Raw genomic sequence first — 14,936 nt, 5'->3', positions numbered from 1 at the left:
GAACGGCGGATGAGCGGCGGTTGCGTCACGATCACGCAACCCCGTTCAGCTTGTGTTGGGGTTGGGGAACCCAACATGGGATGCGGGTGTTTGAGAGACACGAGCCTGTCATCAGGCACCATTCGAGGTCCCAAGGAGGGTCCAGGACATGTTTGACAGATTTTCAGGATTTGCCGGCCGTAAGGCCGTTCTCGCTACCGCCGCGGTGCTGGCGCTGACCGCAATGACCCCGACCGCTTCGTACGCGGGCGGCCGTCATTGGCATGGTGGCGGCGGCGGTGCGGCCTTTGCCGGCGCGGCCATTGCCGGTGCTATCGGCACCGGCCTCGCAATCGCCGCGACCCGTGACGCCTACGCCTATGATGCTCCTGCCTATTACGGCGGCGGCCCGGTCTACTACGACGACGGTCCGGTCTATTACGGCGGCGACTCGTATATCGGTCCGCGCCCGTATCACCGTTGCGGCGGCCCGTACCAGTCCGCGCAGGGCGGCCAAGGCAACCTTTCGACTTGCTACTAGCTTTGACTAGCAAATGTTGGCCGGCCGTCGCGCTCGCTGCGACGGCCGGCTTTTTTGCTTTTGCTGCCGTGCGTTAACGTCTCCGCCACGGGTTTAGAGTAGCTTCGCGTACATGAGTGATTCGCTTGAGCGGCTATATCTGGCTGTGCTCGCGGCCAGGGACCTTGATCCGGCAACATCGCGCACCGCGCGGCTGTTTCAGCGCGGCCCGTCAAAAATGGCGAAGAAGCTGGCTGAAGAGGCTATCGAGGTCGTCATCGACGCGGTCAACGGCGATAGCGAAGCCGTGATCCGGGAAAGCGCCGACCTGCTCTACAATCTGACCGTGCTCTGGGCCTCGGCCGGCGTGCGCCCTGAGGACGTCTGGCGCGAGATGACGCGGCGTGAAGACATGCTCGGCATCGCCGAGAAGCTGCCGAAATCGGCGATGAAACTGCCCAAAGGTGCGTCACCGCGTGTCGCCGCGAGGCGGCCAATCGTCGCGCTCGAAGGCCGTGCCGCGCGCAAGCGCCACTAGTATTGGCACAAATCGGTCCCATCTCGGCATGGACAAATCCGTCCCATGGTGCTTCATCGCGGCGCCATGCTGAAACGTATCTACGACTGGTGCATCGACGCCGCTCACAAGCCTTACGCGCTCTGGATCATGGGCGCCGTGGCTTTCGCTGAAAGCTCCTTCTTTCCCGTCCCGCCGGACGTGATGCTGATCCCCATGTCACTGGCGCGCCCGCAACGCGCCTGGGTCTATGCGGCGATCTGCACTGCGACGTCGGTGCTGGGTGGCCTGTTGGGCTACGCCATCGGTGCGCTGCTCTTCGACTCGGTCGGCCATTGGCTGATCGAGGTCTATGGCCTCGGCGGCAAGGTCGACGCTTTCCGCGCCTCCTATGCCGAATGGGGCGCCGTGATCATCCTGCTCAAGGGCCTGACACCGATCCCCTATAAGCTCGTGACCATCACGTCCGGCTTTGCCGGCTACAATATCGGGCTCTTCATCCTGTGCTCGATCGTGGCGCGTGGCGGGCGCTTCTTTATCGTGGCGATTCTGCTCAACCGCTACGGCGATTGGATCCGGGTCAAGATCGAGAAGCATCTCGGATTGGTGGTGGCAATCGGCGCCGCGGTGCTCGTGCTCGGCTTTGTCGTCGCAGTCAAATTGATCTAACCCCGAAGGCGCTTTGCCGCTGCGTCTCGTTCGGCTACGGTTGCCGTCATGATGCTTCGATCCGGCAATCCGGTCCTGCGACTGGGCAGGCTGATATTTTCGGCGCTTTCGGTCCTGCTCCTTGCCGGCGGTACCGGATGGCCGCAATCCGCACCGCCGGCGCTCGGCTTGCAGGAGCAAGGACCGCAGGCCGCACCGGCGCCCTCGACAGCCCCTCCGTCGCCGCCGGTGCATGAGGAAAATCCCGGGCTGATCAACGAAATGGGCAAGCTGTTCGACAAGCTGCCCTCGATCCTGCCGCCGATCAAAAGCCCGAGCGAGACCATGAACGATTTGTCGCGCCTGGCGAAGCCGTCGACCATGGTGTCGGGGCGCGTGGCCTGTCCGGCCTCGTCGAACGGCGCGCCCGACTGCAAGCTCGCCGCCGACAAACTCTGCCAGAGCAAGGGCTACACGGAAGGCAAGAGCCTGAATGCCGACTCCGCGGAAAAGTGCTCGGCCAAGGTTCTGATTCCGGGCAGGCAACGCAAACCGGATGACTGCCGCACCGATACCTTCGTCACCAGCGCGCTGTGCCAGAACTGAGGACGTCGCGCGAGCAAGCAAGGAGCGCCCATGAGTCGCACGGAGCAGGACTTCCTCGGACAGCGTGAGATCGCCGACGACATCTATTACGGCGTCCAGACCATCCGCGGGAAGGAGAACTTCCACATCACCGGCATTCCGATGAACCAGGAGCCTTACTTCGTAAAGGCGCTTGGTTACGTCAAGAAGGCCGCCGCCATGGCCAACCGCGATCTCGGGGCGGTGGACACCAAAGTCGCGGAAGCCATTATCGTGGGCTGCGACCGCGTCATTGCCGGCGATATGATGGACCAGTTCGTCACCGACTTCATCCAGGGCGGGGCCGGCACCTCCACCAACATGAACGCCAACGAGGTGATCGCCAATCTCGCGCTGGAATCGCTCGGCTTTGCCAAGGGCGATTACCAGCACGTCAGCCCCAACGATCACGTCAATTACGGCCAGTCGACCAACGACACCTATCCGACGGCCTTTCGGCTGGCGCTGATCCTGCGGCTCGAGAGCTACATGACGGCGCTGCGTCAACTCCAGGAGGCGTTCTTCGCCAAGGGCAGGGAGTTCGATCGCGTGCTGAAGATGGGCCGCACCCATCTACAGGACGCGGTGCCGATGTCACTCGGCGCCGAATTCCGCGGTTGGGGCACCACCATGGGCGAGGAGGTCGATCGAATCTCCGAGGCCCGCGCGCTGCTGCGCGAGATCAATCTCGGCGCGACCGCGATCGGCACCTCCGTCACCGCTGCGCAGGGCTATCCCAAGCTCGCGGTCCGGCATCTGAGCGCGCTCACCGGCGTCGACTTCATCCTTGCAGGCGACCTCGTCGAGGCGACGTCGGATACCGGCGCCTATGTGCAGCTCTCCGGCGTCCTCAAGCGCACCGCGAGCAAGCTGACCAAGATCTGCAACGACATCCGCCTGCTCGCCTCGGGCCCGCGTGCCGGCTTCAACGAGATCAACCTGCCGCAGCTTCAGCCGGGCTCCTCGATCATGCCGGGCAAGGTCAATCCTGTCATCCCCGAGGTCGTCAACCAGACCAGCTTCCTCGTGATCGGGCTCGACACCACCGTGACGCTCGCGGCGTCCGCGGGTCAGCTCCAGCTCAATGTGATGGAGCCGGTGATCTCGTTCGCGCTGTTCTTCTCCATCCGCACCATGGAGCGCGCGGTCAACAGCCTGCGCGAGAATTGCGTCGTGGGCATCACTGCCAACGAGGAGCATACCCGCAACATGGTGCTGAACTCGTTGGGTATCGTTACGGTGCTGAAGCCGCTGCTTGGCTACAAGCAATGCGCCGAGATCGCGCGCGAGGGCTACAAGAGCGGCAAGTCACTGCACCAGATCGTCGTGGTCGAGCGTAAGCTGCTGACGCAGGAGAAATGGGACGAGATGTTCTCGTTCGAGCGGCTGATCAATCCGGACCTGATTGCGTGATGGCGTCGTCCCGCGCTGAATTCCGCGGCTTGGAATTGCGGTAACGCCGTCCTCCACGGCACCAAAACGCACTACTTGACAGTGGAAAGATTGCCTTGTTGGTATGGCTCCCAGCTTCGATTTGACGCCAACAGAGGATCGTCTCGCAATGTCCATGCCTGCCTTGTTCAAGGGACGCCTGTCGATCCCGGTGATCGGTTCGCCGCTCTTCATCATCTCGGTGCCCGATCTCGTGATCGCGCAGTGCAAGGCGGGCGTGGTCGGCTCGTTTCCGTCGCTGAACGCACGGCCGCCGGAGCTGCTTGACGAGTGGCTGGCGCGCATCACCGAAGAGCTCGCGGCGTATGACCGCGCGCATCCCGACAAGCCGTCGGCGCCGTTTGCGGTCAACCAGATCGTGCACAAGTCGAACAACCGGCTCGACCATGACATGCAGCTCTGCGCCAAGTACAAGGTGCCGATGATCATCTCGTCGCTGGGCGCGCGCGAGGAGCTCAATCAGGCCGTGCACGGCTGGGGCGGCATCGTTTTCCACGACGTGATCAACCAGAAATTTGCGCACAAAGCGATCGAGAAGGGTGCCGACGGCCTGATCCTGGTCGCGGCGGGCGCGGGCGGCCACGCCGGCACGATCTCGCCGTTGGCGTTCGTCGCCGAAACTCGAAAATGGTTCGACGGCCCGATCGCGCTGTCGGGCGCGATCGGCAACGGCAAGGCGATCCGCGCCGCGCGCATTCTCGGCGCCGACTTTGCCTATATCGGCTCGGCCTTCATCGCCACCAAAGAAGCCAATGCGGTCGAGAAGTACAAGGAGATGATCGCGGGCGCGACGGCCGATGACATCGTCTATTCCAACCTCTTCACCGGCGTGCACGGTAACTATCTGAAGCCGTCGATTCTTGCCGCCGGTATGGATCCGGAAAACCTGCCGACGTCCGATCCTTCCAAGATGAACTTCGGCACCGACGCCTCCGGCGAACGTGCCAAGCCAAAAGCCTGGAAGGAAATCTGGGGTTCGGGCCAAGGCGTCGGCAGCATCGACGGCATCGTGCCTGCCGCCGAAATGATCGCGCGCTTCAAGAGGGAATACGACGAGGCGGTCGATCCGCCGTTGTGATCTTAGTCGTCCCGGCTAGTGCGCAATTGCGCACTAGGGGCCGGGACGACACTTTTTGCTGAACTCCGCACATGCATCACGGAGAACCGATGACCCCCATCTACCGCGTCGAGGACGACAGCGTCGTCACCAGCCCGGATGCTGCGGGCCCGTGGGACCGGCGTATGCAGCACGGTTCAGCGCCGGCCGCGCTGGTGACGTGGGCGGCGGAGCGCATTCCAACGCCTGTCGCGATGGACATCGCGCGGGTCACCATCGACCTGATGCGCCCCGTGCCGGTGGCGCCGCTCACGATCGCGACCGAGATCTTGCGCGAGGGCCGCAAGATTCAGCTCTGCGGGGTCAAGCTGTTCGCCGACGGCGTACAGGTGGTCGCCGCCACCGTGCTCAAGATCAAGCGCCAGCCGCTGACGCTGCCCGAGGACGTCAAGGCGCTGCCGGTTACGCTGCCGTCCCCGGAGGACTCGCTGCTCGAGGACGGTCATGCCGCCACCAGTCCGTTCGTGCGATCGGTGTCGATGCGTGCCGCGCGCGGCCGCTTCGGCCAGGCCGGCGCCGGTGCGATCTGGTTTCGCGTCGACCATCCCCTGATCGCAGGCGAACCGCTCTCGCAGGCGATGCGCGCCGTGGTCGCGGCCGATTTTTCCAACGGCACCGCCTCGTCGCTCGATTTCCGCGCCTGGACCTATATCAACGCCGACCTCACCGTGAGCTTTTCGCGCCAGCCGATCGGCGAATGGATCCTGCTCGACGGCGATTCCTGGATCGGTCCCGATGGTGCTGGGCTTGCGATGTCGCGGCTCGCCGACCGGCAGGGCTATTTCGGCCGCGCCGTGCAAAGCCTTGTGATCGAGAAGCGGTAAGGGGCGGCGTGGCGTCCCGGGCAGGAGCTACCCCACCATCCGGTCCCGCCCGCTCCAGAATTCCGCGCGCAGCATCTTCTTGTCAACCTTGCCGACGCCGGTCATCGGCAATTGCCTGACGAACTGGATCTGCTTCGGCGCATGGGCCGAGCCTTTTCGCGTCTTCACCAGATTGATCAGTTCATCGGCGTCAGGTTTTGCGCCTTCGCGCAGGACGACGACAGCCGTGACGGCTTCGCCCCATTTCTCGTCGGGGATGCCCACGACCGCCACCATGGCCACGTCCGCATGCTGCGACAGCACGTCCTCGACCTCGCGCGGAAAGATGTTGAAGCCGCCGGAGACGATCATGTCCTTCTTGCGGTCGAGGATGAACATGTAGCCGCGATCGTCCTTGCGAGCGATGTCGCCGGTGTGCACCCAGCCGTTCTTCAGCGTCTCGGCGGTGATGTCCGGCCGCTTCCAGTACTCCGCCATGACGTGTGGAGCGCGCACGCAGATTTCGCCGGCTTCGCCCGTCTTCACTTCCTGGTCGTTGTCGTCGAGGATCTTGACCTCGCACGCCGCGATCGGGAAACCGCATGACAGGAACAGCTCCGGCCTGTTGGGATCGTGATCCGCCTTGCGCAGCACCGAGATTGGATAGCATTCGGTCTGGCCGTAGAGCTGCGAGAACACCGGCCCGATCCGCTCGATGCCCTCGATCAGCCGGCTCGGTGACATCGCGGAGGCGCCATAGAGCACGAGCTCAAGCGAGGAGAGGTCGGTTTTGTCGAGCGCGGGATGATCGAGCAGCACGTAGATCATGGTCGGCACGAACAGCGTGAAGTTGATGCGCTCGCGTGCGATCGTCGCCAGTACCGCCTCGGGATCAAAACCCTTCAGCATGTGCACGGTGCCGCCCCGCATCAAGGTCGGCAGCACTTTCGTGCCGGCGACATGGCTGATCGGTGCCACCGCGAGGTAGCGCGCGCCATCGGGGATCTCGAAGTCGGCAAGGATCGCGGCCGCGGCTCCGGCATTTTCGCGGTGGTAGCGCAACGCGCCCTTGGATTTGCCGGTCGTGCCACCGGTGTAATTCAGGGTGGAGAGATCGTCGGGGCCGGCGAGGCAATGCGCGCTGGCATGGCCTTCGATCTCGATCGCCTGCAAGAGGTCGACGCCGTAGTCAGCCGGTCCCGTGGTGAACACCGCCTTGAGCCAGGCCGCCTGTCCGGCGAGCTCGCCGCCGCGCTCGCGGAAGGAGCCCGCATCGACCACCAGCATTTCGGCCCCGGAATCCTCGAGCTGAAACAGCTGGTCTCCCCGCGATCCCAAAGGATGCAGCCAGGTGACGCAGAGCCGCGACAATTGCGCGGCGACGCCGGCGCACCATGTGTCGGCGCGGTTCGCGGTGAGGAAGGCGACCCGCGCGCCGGGCCGCAATCCAAGCCGCATGAACAGGCCCTGGATGCGCCCGATCAGGTCGATGGTGCCCTGATAGCTCAGCGATCCGCCGGGCCACGCGAACGCGGTTCGGCCCGGGTAGCGCGACAGCGCCCGCAGCGCCTGCGCGCAAGTCGGAGACGATGCATGGAGCGGATCGGACATATGTTTCCTCGCTGCTTTGTCATCGGCTTCCGGCGTGCCAATGTTTACCGCGACGCTAGCACAGGGAATGCGGGAGGGAACGACTAAGCCCGCGCGAGGGAGGCATGCGTGACGTCAGATCGGCTGCAACGTTTCCACGGTCGTCTCGCCCTGCCGCTGATCGCCGCGCCGATGTTTCTGGTGTCGGGCGTCGAGCTCATGGTCGCCGCCTGCCGCAACGGTGTGATCGGTAGCTTCCCCAGCGCGAATTGCCGTAGCACCGAGCAACTCGATGAATGGTTCACCGACATCGAAGCGCGGCTGCTGCGGCATGAAGATCAAACCGGCCGCAAGGCCGCGCCGCTGTGCCCAAACCTGATCGTGCACCGCTCCAACGCGCGGCTAGAGCAGGATCTCGCCGTGTTGCTGCGCCACAGGCCGGAGATCGTCATCACCTCCGTTGGATCGCCCGCGCCGGTGTTGAAGCCGCTGCATGATGCCGGCGCGTTGGTGCTGGCGGACGTGGCCTCGATCCGCCACGCCCGGCATGCGGCGGAGGCGGGCGCCGACGGGCTCGTGCTGCTCACTGCGGGCGCGGGCGGCCAAACCGGCTGGCTCAACCCGTTCGCCTTCGTCCGCGCGGTGCGCGCGTTCTACGATGGCATCATCGTGCTCGCGGGGGGTATCAGCGACGGCCAGGCATTGCGCGCGGCCGAAGTGCTCGGCTGCGATCTCGGCTACATGGGCACGAAGTTCATCGCGACCCACGAGAGCATGGCGGATGATCGTTACAAGCGGCTTCTGGTCGAGAGCAGCGCCGACGATATCCTGCTGACCACCGCGTTCACGGGACTTCAAACCAGCATGCTAAAGCCGTCGATCGTCGCCGCGGGTCTCGATCCCGACGACCTGCCGGCGCGCGGGGCCATCGACATCGCCAAGGACATCGACGTTGCCGCACGGGAGAACCGGCCAAAGCGCTGGCGCGATATCTGGAGCGGTGGGCACTCGACATCCGGCGTGACCGACGTGCTCGCGGTTGACGATCTCGTCGCAGGGACGGTCGCCGAGTATCGAGGGGCGGGTGGCCGCGTCTCCCCGTGAAAATGCGCAGGCCGACAGGGCCCGTCGTCCCATCACAGTTAATCGAGCGTTCCTCCGAAGCCCCCACTTAACGGCAGATTAACCAACGCCCGGCAAGAATCCCTCTCACGGCCGTCAATCAGGACCGAGAGGGACAGGCGATGGACTTCGACTTTCTGAACGCCAAGACGGCGGCTTCGCTGGACGAGATTCGTGTTCGCGTAGCCCATGCGCTGGCCCGCCACCCGCTGTGCCGCAATGTGCGCTTCGACATCGTCAGCGTCCCCCGCACCCGCCGGGGCGGCAATTGGACGGTGGCGCTGCAATCGGTCGAGCCGCGCGGAGTCTGGGAGGCTTCGGAGATCGTGGCCGACATCCAGGACGCCTACGATCTGGCGATAGCTGCCTGATTTTGTTGAGCTTTCTAGGCAATGTCGCCGTAGTCCGCGCGATTGCCGTCGCAATGGCACGGTTAAGCCTTAATTTTCGCCCAGTTTCCGGGCAGTGATCACGTGGACTTGAAGCCGGTTGCGGAGAGACGTTTGTCGAAAGCCATCACCATCGTCGTGCTGACCTGCTTCCTCGTCCTCGGCGCCGCCACCACCGCCATTCTCGGCCGCGACAGCGTGCCCAGCGTCAGCGCCGAAATGATCACGCAGGCGCCGGCACCCAAGCCGCTTGCAACCAATCGGGCCGCCAAGGCCGATCGTCTGGTTCCGACGTTGGCACTGGCCTCGGCCGCGTTCGACCCGGTCCAGGTTCCTGCCGACAAGCTCTCGCAGATGCCCGTGCTGACCGAGCCGCTGCGCCAGGCGTTTGCCGCCGCCACGCCATCCGATTTCCCGATGCCCAAGGCGAGCGTGAACGAGGCTCCGGCCGCTGCAGACATTCCTGCCGTCGAAGTCCCGGCCAAGCCGAAGGTCGTCGCCAAGCCGCAGCCGCAGAAATCCTATTCGCTGCTCTCCGACGTGCAGATCGCGGGCATCAGGGACCGTCTGAAGTTGTCGTCGTCGCAAGAATATTACTGGCCCTCGGTCGAAACCGCGCTGCGCAATGTTGTCCGCAAGATCTCGGCAAACAAGCTGTCCAATCCGAACGTGCAGGGTGTTCCGATCGATCCCAATTGCGACGAGGTCCAGCAGTTGAAGTCGGCGGCGATGCCGCTGCTGTTCCAGCTGCGTGACGACCAGAAAGAGGAAGTGCGCAAGCTCGCCCGCATCATCGGGCTCGAGAAGGTGGCGCAGCAGATCTAACGCGCAAGTTTCTTCCGGAAATCAAGTTCCTCCCGGAACTGCGCCTGTATCGGGAACATCCGGCAATCGACAAGCGTTGCCCGCTCCAAAGAGGGAGTGGACCAATGCGCGCCTCGACAGCCTATTTCGTCGGTGCAGGAACCATCGTCGCAGCCATCGCCATTGGTCTCGGCGGCGGCATTGTCGCCGGCAATATCATGAATCCGGTCTCGCCCAAGCAGGGGCCGGATACCAGCAAGATGGCGCAACGCGCTGACGCCAAGCCCGGCACGACGGATGCGCCATCCGAGCGCCTGCAATATCTCACCGGCTCGCAAGCATTTGGCGCCATGGTCGCCGCGCCAGCGCAGGCCGAAGCGAAATTCGACGCTAAACCCGAATCCACGCCTGAAGCAAAATCCGAAGCCGCGAAGCCCGGCACGCAGACCACTCAGGCCAACGCTGAACAGCCAGCGCAACAGCCTTCGCAAGCGGCTGCGGTAGAGCCGCCCAAGCCAGCGCCGGCATCGCCTCCGCAACTCGCGAAGCCTGCTGCACAGCAGGCGTCGACAGAGCCGTCATCCCCACCCGACAACGCCTTTGCCAAGGCCAGAGATTCTGACGTCAAGCGGGCCACGTCTGAACGGCGCCGGACGGAGCGCCGTGAGCGTTGGGCCGAGCGCCGTCATTACGATTCCCGCGAGCCGCGTGGGATGCGCGACCGGACCGATTGGGACGACGTCGCGCGCAACATCCGCGAAGATGCCGACGCGCGCGAGGTCCCGAGCCGGCCGCGCGGCGGCTTTCCGCAGATCAGGCTATTCGGCGACGACGATTAGGTCCGTCCTCGCCGTCGCGCGCGATCTATGACGGGCGCATCGACGGCTATGGTCTGACGCAACACCCGCGAGATTTGTGCCGCGGACGGCGGCCACTCACCCGCCGTGCGACTCCACGACCTTGCGGCAGCCGTCCGAAAGCTTCGACTTGTTCTCGCGCAGGCAGGCATTCATCTGCGGCGGCTTGCCGATGTGTTCGACGCAGAATTTGCTCGCGTCGCTTCGGCAGGTCATCTGCTCCTGCGGGGTCGGACCGGATTGCGCAGCGGCGGTCTGGGCGGTCGCGGCGAGCAGCAGCACGGCAAGAACCGAAATCTTCATAAAACACCTCCTTGGGAATGTCGTTGGTCCCGCTCGGGATCAAGCGGGCCGGACCATCTCGCGACCGCCGGGCGCAGGTCCATGCCATGTTCATGGCATCGGCTAGCCCGTCCCGCCGCCGTACCCCCATTTTCATGGCATGTATCAGCGCGCCGTCTTTTGTCATTCAGGCTGCACGTCGGCTGCGAGACCCGGTGATTGCATCGGGACGCCGAACGGCAAGCAGGAGAGCAAGATGTCGAAAAGAGCGGGAGCGCTGAGCGCCGGGTTGACGATTTTGGCGCTGGCAGGTTCGGCGATGGTGTCGCTGGGCACGAGCCCGGCGCAAGCGGTGGTCTATTGCAAGACGGTCGGCATACCCAAAGGCTGCGTGGTGCGACCGGCGGCAGCGGTGAGGGTAGCGCCGGCCGCCGCGGTCGCCGTGGCGACACCCGGGGTCGGTGCGCCCGGTGTCGGCGTGCGCGCGGGCACGCCGATGAATCGCGGTGGTCCGGTCAATCGCGTGGGCGTGCGCTGAGAACAACGAGTTCGGGCGAAGGAGCCGTGCGGACGAACCCCCGTCCTCCCCAGGCAAATCATCCGGCCCGTCCCTCTCTCCGCGCGTCCCACACGTTCGGAGAGGGGGCTTTTCAGCCGACGGCGGCATCGCTGTCGGGGAAAATCTGCGGCAATTGCAGCCGCACGCGCGTGCCTGAGGAATCCGAACCGAGATCGAGCATCGCCCCGCAGCGCGCGGCACGGCTCCTCATGTTGCGAAGGCCCCGCGCGGTCTGGCTCGCGTCGGTGGCCCCGCCGCTGCCGACCGGCGCACACCGTTCGCAAAGCCCTTGCCGTCATCCGCGACCCTGATCACACCGTACGGTCCCTGACCTCCGTCGACCGTCTCGATGGTGACCGCGATGCGGCGGGCCTCTGCGTGCTTGACCGCATTGGTCACGGCCTCGTCGAGGATGCGCACGATCTGGATGACATGCCATGGCCTGAGCTCGGGATGCAGCGGCAGCCCTTGCGGCGTCGCCACGTGCCAGTCGAGTGCGATGTCGTGCGGTCGCAATTGTGCGGTCGCGCGCTCGCGCCAGGAGCCGAGTGCGAGCATCAGGTCGCCGCCGATGTCGTCCATGGAGTCGATGACGAGACGGAGGTCTTTCAGCGCCGCACGGGCGGCGTCGGTGATGGTCGCGCCCTCGTGCCCGCGCTCGGACAGTGCCACGATGCTGATGAGCTGGCCGCCGAGGCCGTCATGCAGATCGCGCATCAGCCGCGTGCGCTCATTGGCAAGCGCGGCGGCCCGTGCACGCTCCTCCTCGCGGGCAAAGCTCGCCTTCAGCCGCTCCTCGGCCTCGCGTACGCGCGTTACGAGCTGGCCGGCAAAGCTGTCGACCTGGTTCAGCGCGCGCGCGAACCGCCAGGTCAAGCCGGCGCCGATCGCGACCAGCATCGCCGAATAGGAGAGGCGCGAGAGGAAGATGCGCTCGTCGGTCACGATCTCGAATACCGACAGCATGTCGTGGACCCAGCATATCAGCACGATGGTCACCGCGCAGCCGAGCGTGAAGCTTGCCGCGTCCTGCCGCCGCACCACCGCGGCGGCGGTGACGCAGGCCATCAGGAGCAGGCAGAGACCGACCGTGGGAATGCCAAGCAGGAGAAACAGAATGCGCGGCAGCGGCGGGCCGGCGATCAGTCCGACACCGAACACGACGAGGCCCGGCGCGAACAGCAGCATGCCGTAACGCGGCCAGCGCCAGCCGAAGAACAGCACGCCGAAGACGACGACCAGGGCGCTCTCGATCGGTGCGGACGCGAGCAACACCGCGGCGAGCCGGGACGTGTTGACGGGGGGCACCGGTGGCGGCGCGAAGGCCTGCACTACGCCGAGTACCATCGCCACGGCCAGGACGCCGTAAACCGGCTCGCGGCGGCGCATCAGCCACATGATCGCCAGGATGACGGCGAGGATCGACTGCCAGGCGGAGAACACCACGGGCAACGTGACGAACATCAGCGTGCGTGTCTCGTAGGCCGGCCGCAAGGCCGCATCCGGCCCGACATAGACGGTGTCGAGAAAGCCCTTGAGCGGTCCCCAAACCAACAGCCGCACCGTGATCTCGTTCGCGCCCTCGCGCAGCAGCGAGGACGGGATCGACCCGATCTGCGGAGTGTTGCGGTCGGGCCGGTTGGCGTTGGCATCGCGTCGGGAATCCAGGATGATGACGCCGTTGATTGAGACCTCCACCGCGTTGCTGAAGCGCGGCAGGAATACCGACCATCCCGACGCCACATCGCCGCGGCGGAACGTGAAGGCGCCGCTGTAGAGCGGCGGGTCGGCCAGGGAATAGCGTGACGACGTGAAATGCGGCAGCGTCACGGGGCGCGCCACGCCGTCCTCGCGCAGCGAGAATTCGCTCAGGGCAAAGTCGTCGGGGTCGCTGGGCTGGAGCAGCCGCAGCCCGAGGACAGTTGCGACCAATATCAGTGCCTGGAGCAGCAGATAGGGCACGAGGCGCGAGACCAGCAGCCGGCGCCGCGCGGGTTTGACCGGTGCCTTCGCCGCGATTTCGCTCACAGCTTGATCAGGCCCTGCTGCACTGCTTCGAACACCGCTTCGCTGCGGGTGTGCACTTCGAGCTTGCGATAGATGTTCTTGATGTGGCCGGGCACGGTCTGCCTGGACAGGCCGAGATGGCTCGCGATCTCGGCGTAGCTGAAGCCCTTGGCGATGCCCCAGAGGATGTCGATCTCGCGTGGGGTGAGCCTTGCGGTGTTGAGCGCGGGACCGGGCGGAGGCTCGGCCGCATTCTGCGCGGTACCCTGCGTTCTGCGCACGATGAAACGGGCGATCGAGGCCGAGATTGGCGAATGGCCGGCGACTAGATCGCGCACGGTGGTGGCGATGTCCGTGGGGAACGCATCCTTCAGGAGATAGCCGGTGGCGCCCACCGTGATCGCGGAGATCACACTCTCTTCGTCGCCAAGCGCCGAGATCACCATGATCTCGGTGTCGGGAAAGCGTTGCCTTGTCTCGCGGATCAGCTCGACGCCGTGGCCGTCGGGCAGCCGCAGATCGGTGAGCAGCACGCGCGGCGCCCGGTCGCCGAGCCCGGCGCGGGCCTCTGCGAGCGTGCCGGCGCTGCGCACCTCGTAACCGGCCTTGACCAGCGCGTCGTGGAGCCGCCAGCAGGTCGGCGCGTCGTCCTCGACGAGGAGGATGGTGATGGCTTCACCCGTCTCGCCCTGTTCGGTCATGATCATCGTCCTGCACCGCGTGTCCCCCGCGGCGCAGGGCCAAGTTTAGCTGCGGTGCGGGCGCCGCGACACCCATAATCATGGGGGCGCATTGTCACTCTTCCGCCGTTGCGGACGCCGCCTATCGCTTTGCTGCGGCCGATGGCGTCGGCGGCACTGGCAGACGCTGCACCGTGATTAGCGCCGTGCGGCGTTGCTCGCCCTGGGTTGAGGGGCTGGCGAGATCCTTGCCTCCGTCCAGGATGGCTCCTCTACGAAGCCTCTCCCCGCGGCGGTGGGTATCGCCGGGCCAGCGCCGACAACGGCAAGTGTTGCTCGCCCTCCGGCAGCTCCAGATAGGCGAGCACGAGCGGCCGCTTCCAGTCACCGACGCCGAAATCCATCGCCATCCATTTCTGCGGTTCGGCGCCTTCGAGGCCCCGGACCCAGACGAAGAAGCGGGGGAGGTCGTCGGCGTCCGCTTCGGTCGCGCGTCTCCTGGCCATCGAAGCTGCTCGCTGCATCAACATAGGTTGCCCCACGATATAGGGACTGGCTCTGCGAAGTCGAACCCGTCGAGGGAGGCTCGTGCAGGGAAGCACGGCCCTCTCCTGGCGAAGTGTCCCGGGGATGCGGATGCGGGCCGTATGGCGGCCCGCTCTCGTCACTGCCAGAGCTCGCAGGTCGCAACCCGGTTGATGTCCGCGAGCCGCCGACTGGTGTCGCCCGCGAGGTCGAGGCTTGCGACCAGCGCCAGCAGGCGATGATAGGCTCCGTCAGCGACCTCGACGGGCAGCGGGGCCTCATCGAACGTCTCGACATAGCTGCCGACCAGACCGCTCAACAGACGGCACAGGCCGCGCTGTTCGGGGTCGTCGCGGCCGAGCGTCTCGAGCTTTTGCTGAAAGATCCGGAAGGTGCGCAGGCCGTGGTGCTGTTGCGAAAGCCACGTGTGCAGGTCGTTCATATGAGCTCCTTCGAATTGC

At 65.3% G+C, this 14,936-nt stretch carries 17 protein-coding genes and 1 pseudogene; 12 read left to right on the top strand and 6 right to left on the bottom strand.

The genetic code is table 11. The annotated features are described in order from the left end of the window. The first annotated feature begins 148 nt into the window (after positions 1-148). From IVB48_RS33495 to IVB48_RS33465, 7 genes are all read left to right on the top strand, one after another. On the top strand, positions 149-520 hold the full coding sequence (locus IVB48_RS33495) for a hypothetical protein (protein ID WP_027565668.1): 372 nt from the start codon (positions 149-151) through the stop codon (positions 518-520). Positions 521-632: 112 nt separating this feature from the next. Continuing rightward, positions 633-1,037, top strand: a complete 405-nt coding sequence (gene hisE, locus IVB48_RS33490) for a phosphoribosyl-ATP diphosphatase (protein ID WP_247406861.1) — start codon at positions 633-635, stop codon at positions 1,035-1,037. 45 nt (positions 1,038-1,082) lie between these two features. After that, positions 1,083-1,685 (top strand): YqaA family protein, encoded by a 603-nt coding sequence (locus tag IVB48_RS33485; protein ID WP_081747784.1) that lies wholly within the window; start codon positions 1,083-1,085, stop codon positions 1,683-1,685. 48 nt (positions 1,686-1,733) lie between these two features. Further along, positions 1,734-2,270, top strand: a complete 537-nt coding sequence (locus tag IVB48_RS33480) for a hypothetical protein (protein ID WP_027565666.1) — start codon at positions 1,734-1,736, stop codon at positions 2,268-2,270. 30 nt (positions 2,271-2,300) lie between these two features. After that, a complete protein-coding gene (locus tag IVB48_RS33475; RefSeq protein WP_027565665.1) occupies positions 2,301-3,701 on the top strand; it encodes an aspartate ammonia-lyase in 1,401 nt (466 codons plus the stop codon). A 148-nt stretch (positions 3,702-3,849) separates the two neighbouring features. Next, complete coding sequence (locus IVB48_RS33470; protein WP_027565664.1) at positions 3,850-4,818, top strand: nitronate monooxygenase family protein; 969 nt, start codon at positions 3,850-3,852, stop codon at positions 4,816-4,818. An 89-nt stretch (positions 4,819-4,907) separates the two neighbouring features. Continuing rightward, a complete protein-coding gene (locus tag IVB48_RS33465; protein WP_247406858.1) occupies positions 4,908-5,681 on the top strand; it encodes a thioesterase family protein in 774 nt (257 codons plus the stop codon). Between the two features lie 27 nt (positions 5,682-5,708). On the opposite strand, the gene IVB48_RS33460 is transcribed toward IVB48_RS33465, so the two are convergent. Continuing rightward, positions 5,709-7,271 (bottom strand): AMP-binding protein, encoded by a 1,563-nt coding sequence (locus IVB48_RS33460; protein ID WP_247406841.1) that lies wholly within the window; start codon positions 7,269-7,271, stop codon positions 5,709-5,711. Positions 7,272-7,379: 108 nt separating this feature from the next. Here IVB48_RS33460 and IVB48_RS33455 point away from each other — a divergent pair, with 108 nt between their 5' ends. The 4 genes from IVB48_RS33455 to IVB48_RS33440 all read left to right on the top strand — a co-directional run bounded on the left by IVB48_RS33455 (position 7,380) and on the right by IVB48_RS33440 (position 10,404). Beyond that, a complete protein-coding gene (locus IVB48_RS33455; RefSeq protein ID WP_247406839.1) occupies positions 7,380-8,354 on the top strand; it encodes a nitronate monooxygenase in 975 nt (324 codons plus the stop codon). 140 nt (positions 8,355-8,494) lie between these two features. Beyond that, positions 8,495-8,743 (top strand): hypothetical protein, encoded by a 249-nt coding sequence (locus IVB48_RS33450; protein WP_027514201.1) that lies wholly within the window; start codon positions 8,495-8,497, stop codon positions 8,741-8,743. Positions 8,744-8,875: 132 nt separating this feature from the next. Next, positions 8,876-9,586: a hypothetical protein gene (locus IVB48_RS33445; protein WP_027565660.1), complete on the top strand. Its 711-nt coding sequence runs from the start codon at positions 8,876-8,878 to the stop codon at positions 9,584-9,586. A 104-nt stretch (positions 9,587-9,690) separates the two neighbouring features. After that, positions 9,691-10,404 (top strand): hypothetical protein, encoded by a 714-nt coding sequence (locus tag IVB48_RS33440; protein WP_027565659.1) that lies wholly within the window; start codon positions 9,691-9,693, stop codon positions 10,402-10,404. A gap of 96 nt (positions 10,405-10,500) precedes the next feature. Here IVB48_RS33440 and IVB48_RS33435 read toward each other — a convergent pair whose 3' ends face one another. Continuing rightward, positions 10,501-10,725, bottom strand: coding sequence for a hypothetical protein (locus IVB48_RS33435; RefSeq protein WP_247406837.1), 225 nt, complete (start codon positions 10,723-10,725; stop codon positions 10,501-10,503). 235 nt (positions 10,726-10,960) lie between these two features. On the opposite strand from IVB48_RS33435, the gene IVB48_RS33430 reads away from it, so the two are divergent. Further along, entirely contained in the window at positions 10,961-11,242 is a 282-nt protein-coding gene (locus IVB48_RS33430) for a hypothetical protein (RefSeq protein WP_027565657.1), read from the top strand. A 112-nt stretch (positions 11,243-11,354) separates the two neighbouring features. On the opposite strand, the pseudogene IVB48_RS33425 reads toward IVB48_RS33430, so the two are convergent. The 4 genes and pseudogenes from IVB48_RS33425 to IVB48_RS33410 form a co-directional block, all read right to left on the bottom strand. Further along, positions 11,355-13,291, bottom strand: a pseudogene (locus IVB48_RS33425) (ATP-binding protein). After that, positions 13,288-13,971 (bottom strand): response regulator transcription factor, encoded by a 684-nt coding sequence (locus tag IVB48_RS33420; protein ID WP_027565655.1) that lies wholly within the window; start codon positions 13,969-13,971, stop codon positions 13,288-13,290. Before IVB48_RS33420 ends, IVB48_RS33425 begins: the two are co-directional and overlap by 4 nt. 251 nt (positions 13,972-14,222) lie before the next feature. After that, a complete protein-coding gene (locus IVB48_RS33415; protein ID WP_027565654.1) occupies positions 14,223-14,456 on the bottom strand; it encodes a hypothetical protein in 234 nt (77 codons plus the stop codon). A gap of 158 nt (positions 14,457-14,614) precedes the next feature. Continuing rightward, positions 14,615-14,917: a hypothetical protein gene (locus tag IVB48_RS33410; protein ID WP_027565653.1), complete on the bottom strand. Its 303-nt coding sequence runs from the start codon at positions 14,915-14,917 to the stop codon at positions 14,615-14,617. Positions 14,918-14,936 lie beyond the last annotated feature (19 nt).

Source organism: Bradyrhizobium sp. 76, from assembly GCF_023073025.1.
GTDB lineage: Bacteria > Pseudomonadota > Alphaproteobacteria > Rhizobiales > Xanthobacteraceae > Bradyrhizobium.
The sequence above is the reverse complement of the archived record's forward strand: the minus strand, read 5'-3'. Positions and strand labels throughout refer to the sequence as shown.

What these genes read in the sequence shown, in the direction of transcription:
- IVB48_RS33450 (WP_027514201.1), top strand. Translation starts at nt 8,495, where the DNA reads ATGGACTTCGACTTTCTGAACGCCAAGACGGCGGCTTCGCTGGACGAG.
- IVB48_RS33430 (WP_027565657.1), top strand. Translation starts at nt 10,961, where the DNA reads ATGTCGAAAAGAGCGGGAGCGCTGAGCGCCGGGTTGACGATTTTGGCG.
- hisE (WP_247406861.1), top strand. Translation starts at nt 633, where the DNA reads ATGAGTGATTCGCTTGAGCGGCTATATCTGGCTGTGCTCGCGGCCAGG.
- IVB48_RS33440 (WP_027565659.1), top strand. Translation starts at nt 9,691, where the DNA reads ATGCGCGCCTCGACAGCCTATTTCGTCGGTGCAGGAACCATCGTCGCA.
- IVB48_RS33465 (WP_247406858.1), top strand. Translation starts at nt 4,908, where the DNA reads ATGACCCCCATCTACCGCGTCGAGGACGACAGCGTCGTCACCAGCCCG.
- IVB48_RS33480 (WP_027565666.1), top strand. Translation starts at nt 1,734, where the DNA reads ATGATGCTTCGATCCGGCAATCCGGTCCTGCGACTGGGCAGGCTGATA.
- IVB48_RS33495 (WP_027565668.1), top strand. Translation starts at nt 149, where the DNA reads ATGTTTGACAGATTTTCAGGATTTGCCGGCCGTAAGGCCGTTCTCGCT.
- IVB48_RS33435 (WP_247406837.1), bottom strand. Translation starts at nt 10,725, where the DNA reads ATGAAGATTTCGGTTCTTGCCGTGCTGCTGCTCGCCGCGACCGCCCAG.
- IVB48_RS33420 (WP_027565655.1), bottom strand. Translation starts at nt 13,971, where the DNA reads ATGACCGAACAGGGCGAGACGGGTGAAGCCATCACCATCCTCCTCGTC.
- IVB48_RS33460 (WP_247406841.1), bottom strand. Translation starts at nt 7,271, where the DNA reads ATGTCCGATCCGCTCCATGCATCGTCTCCGACTTGCGCGCAGGCGCTG.
- IVB48_RS33410 (WP_027565653.1), bottom strand. Translation starts at nt 14,917, where the DNA reads ATGAACGACCTGCACACGTGGCTTTCGCAACAGCACCACGGCCTGCGC.
- IVB48_RS33415 (WP_027565654.1), bottom strand. Translation starts at nt 14,456, where the DNA reads ATGGCCAGGAGACGCGCGACCGAAGCGGACGCCGACGACCTCCCCCGC.
- IVB48_RS33470 (WP_027565664.1), top strand. Translation starts at nt 3,850, where the DNA reads ATGTCCATGCCTGCCTTGTTCAAGGGACGCCTGTCGATCCCGGTGATC.
- IVB48_RS33485 (WP_081747784.1), top strand. Translation starts at nt 1,083, where the DNA reads ATGGTGCTTCATCGCGGCGCCATGCTGAAACGTATCTACGACTGGTGC.
- IVB48_RS33475 (WP_027565665.1), top strand. Translation starts at nt 2,301, where the DNA reads ATGAGTCGCACGGAGCAGGACTTCCTCGGACAGCGTGAGATCGCCGAC.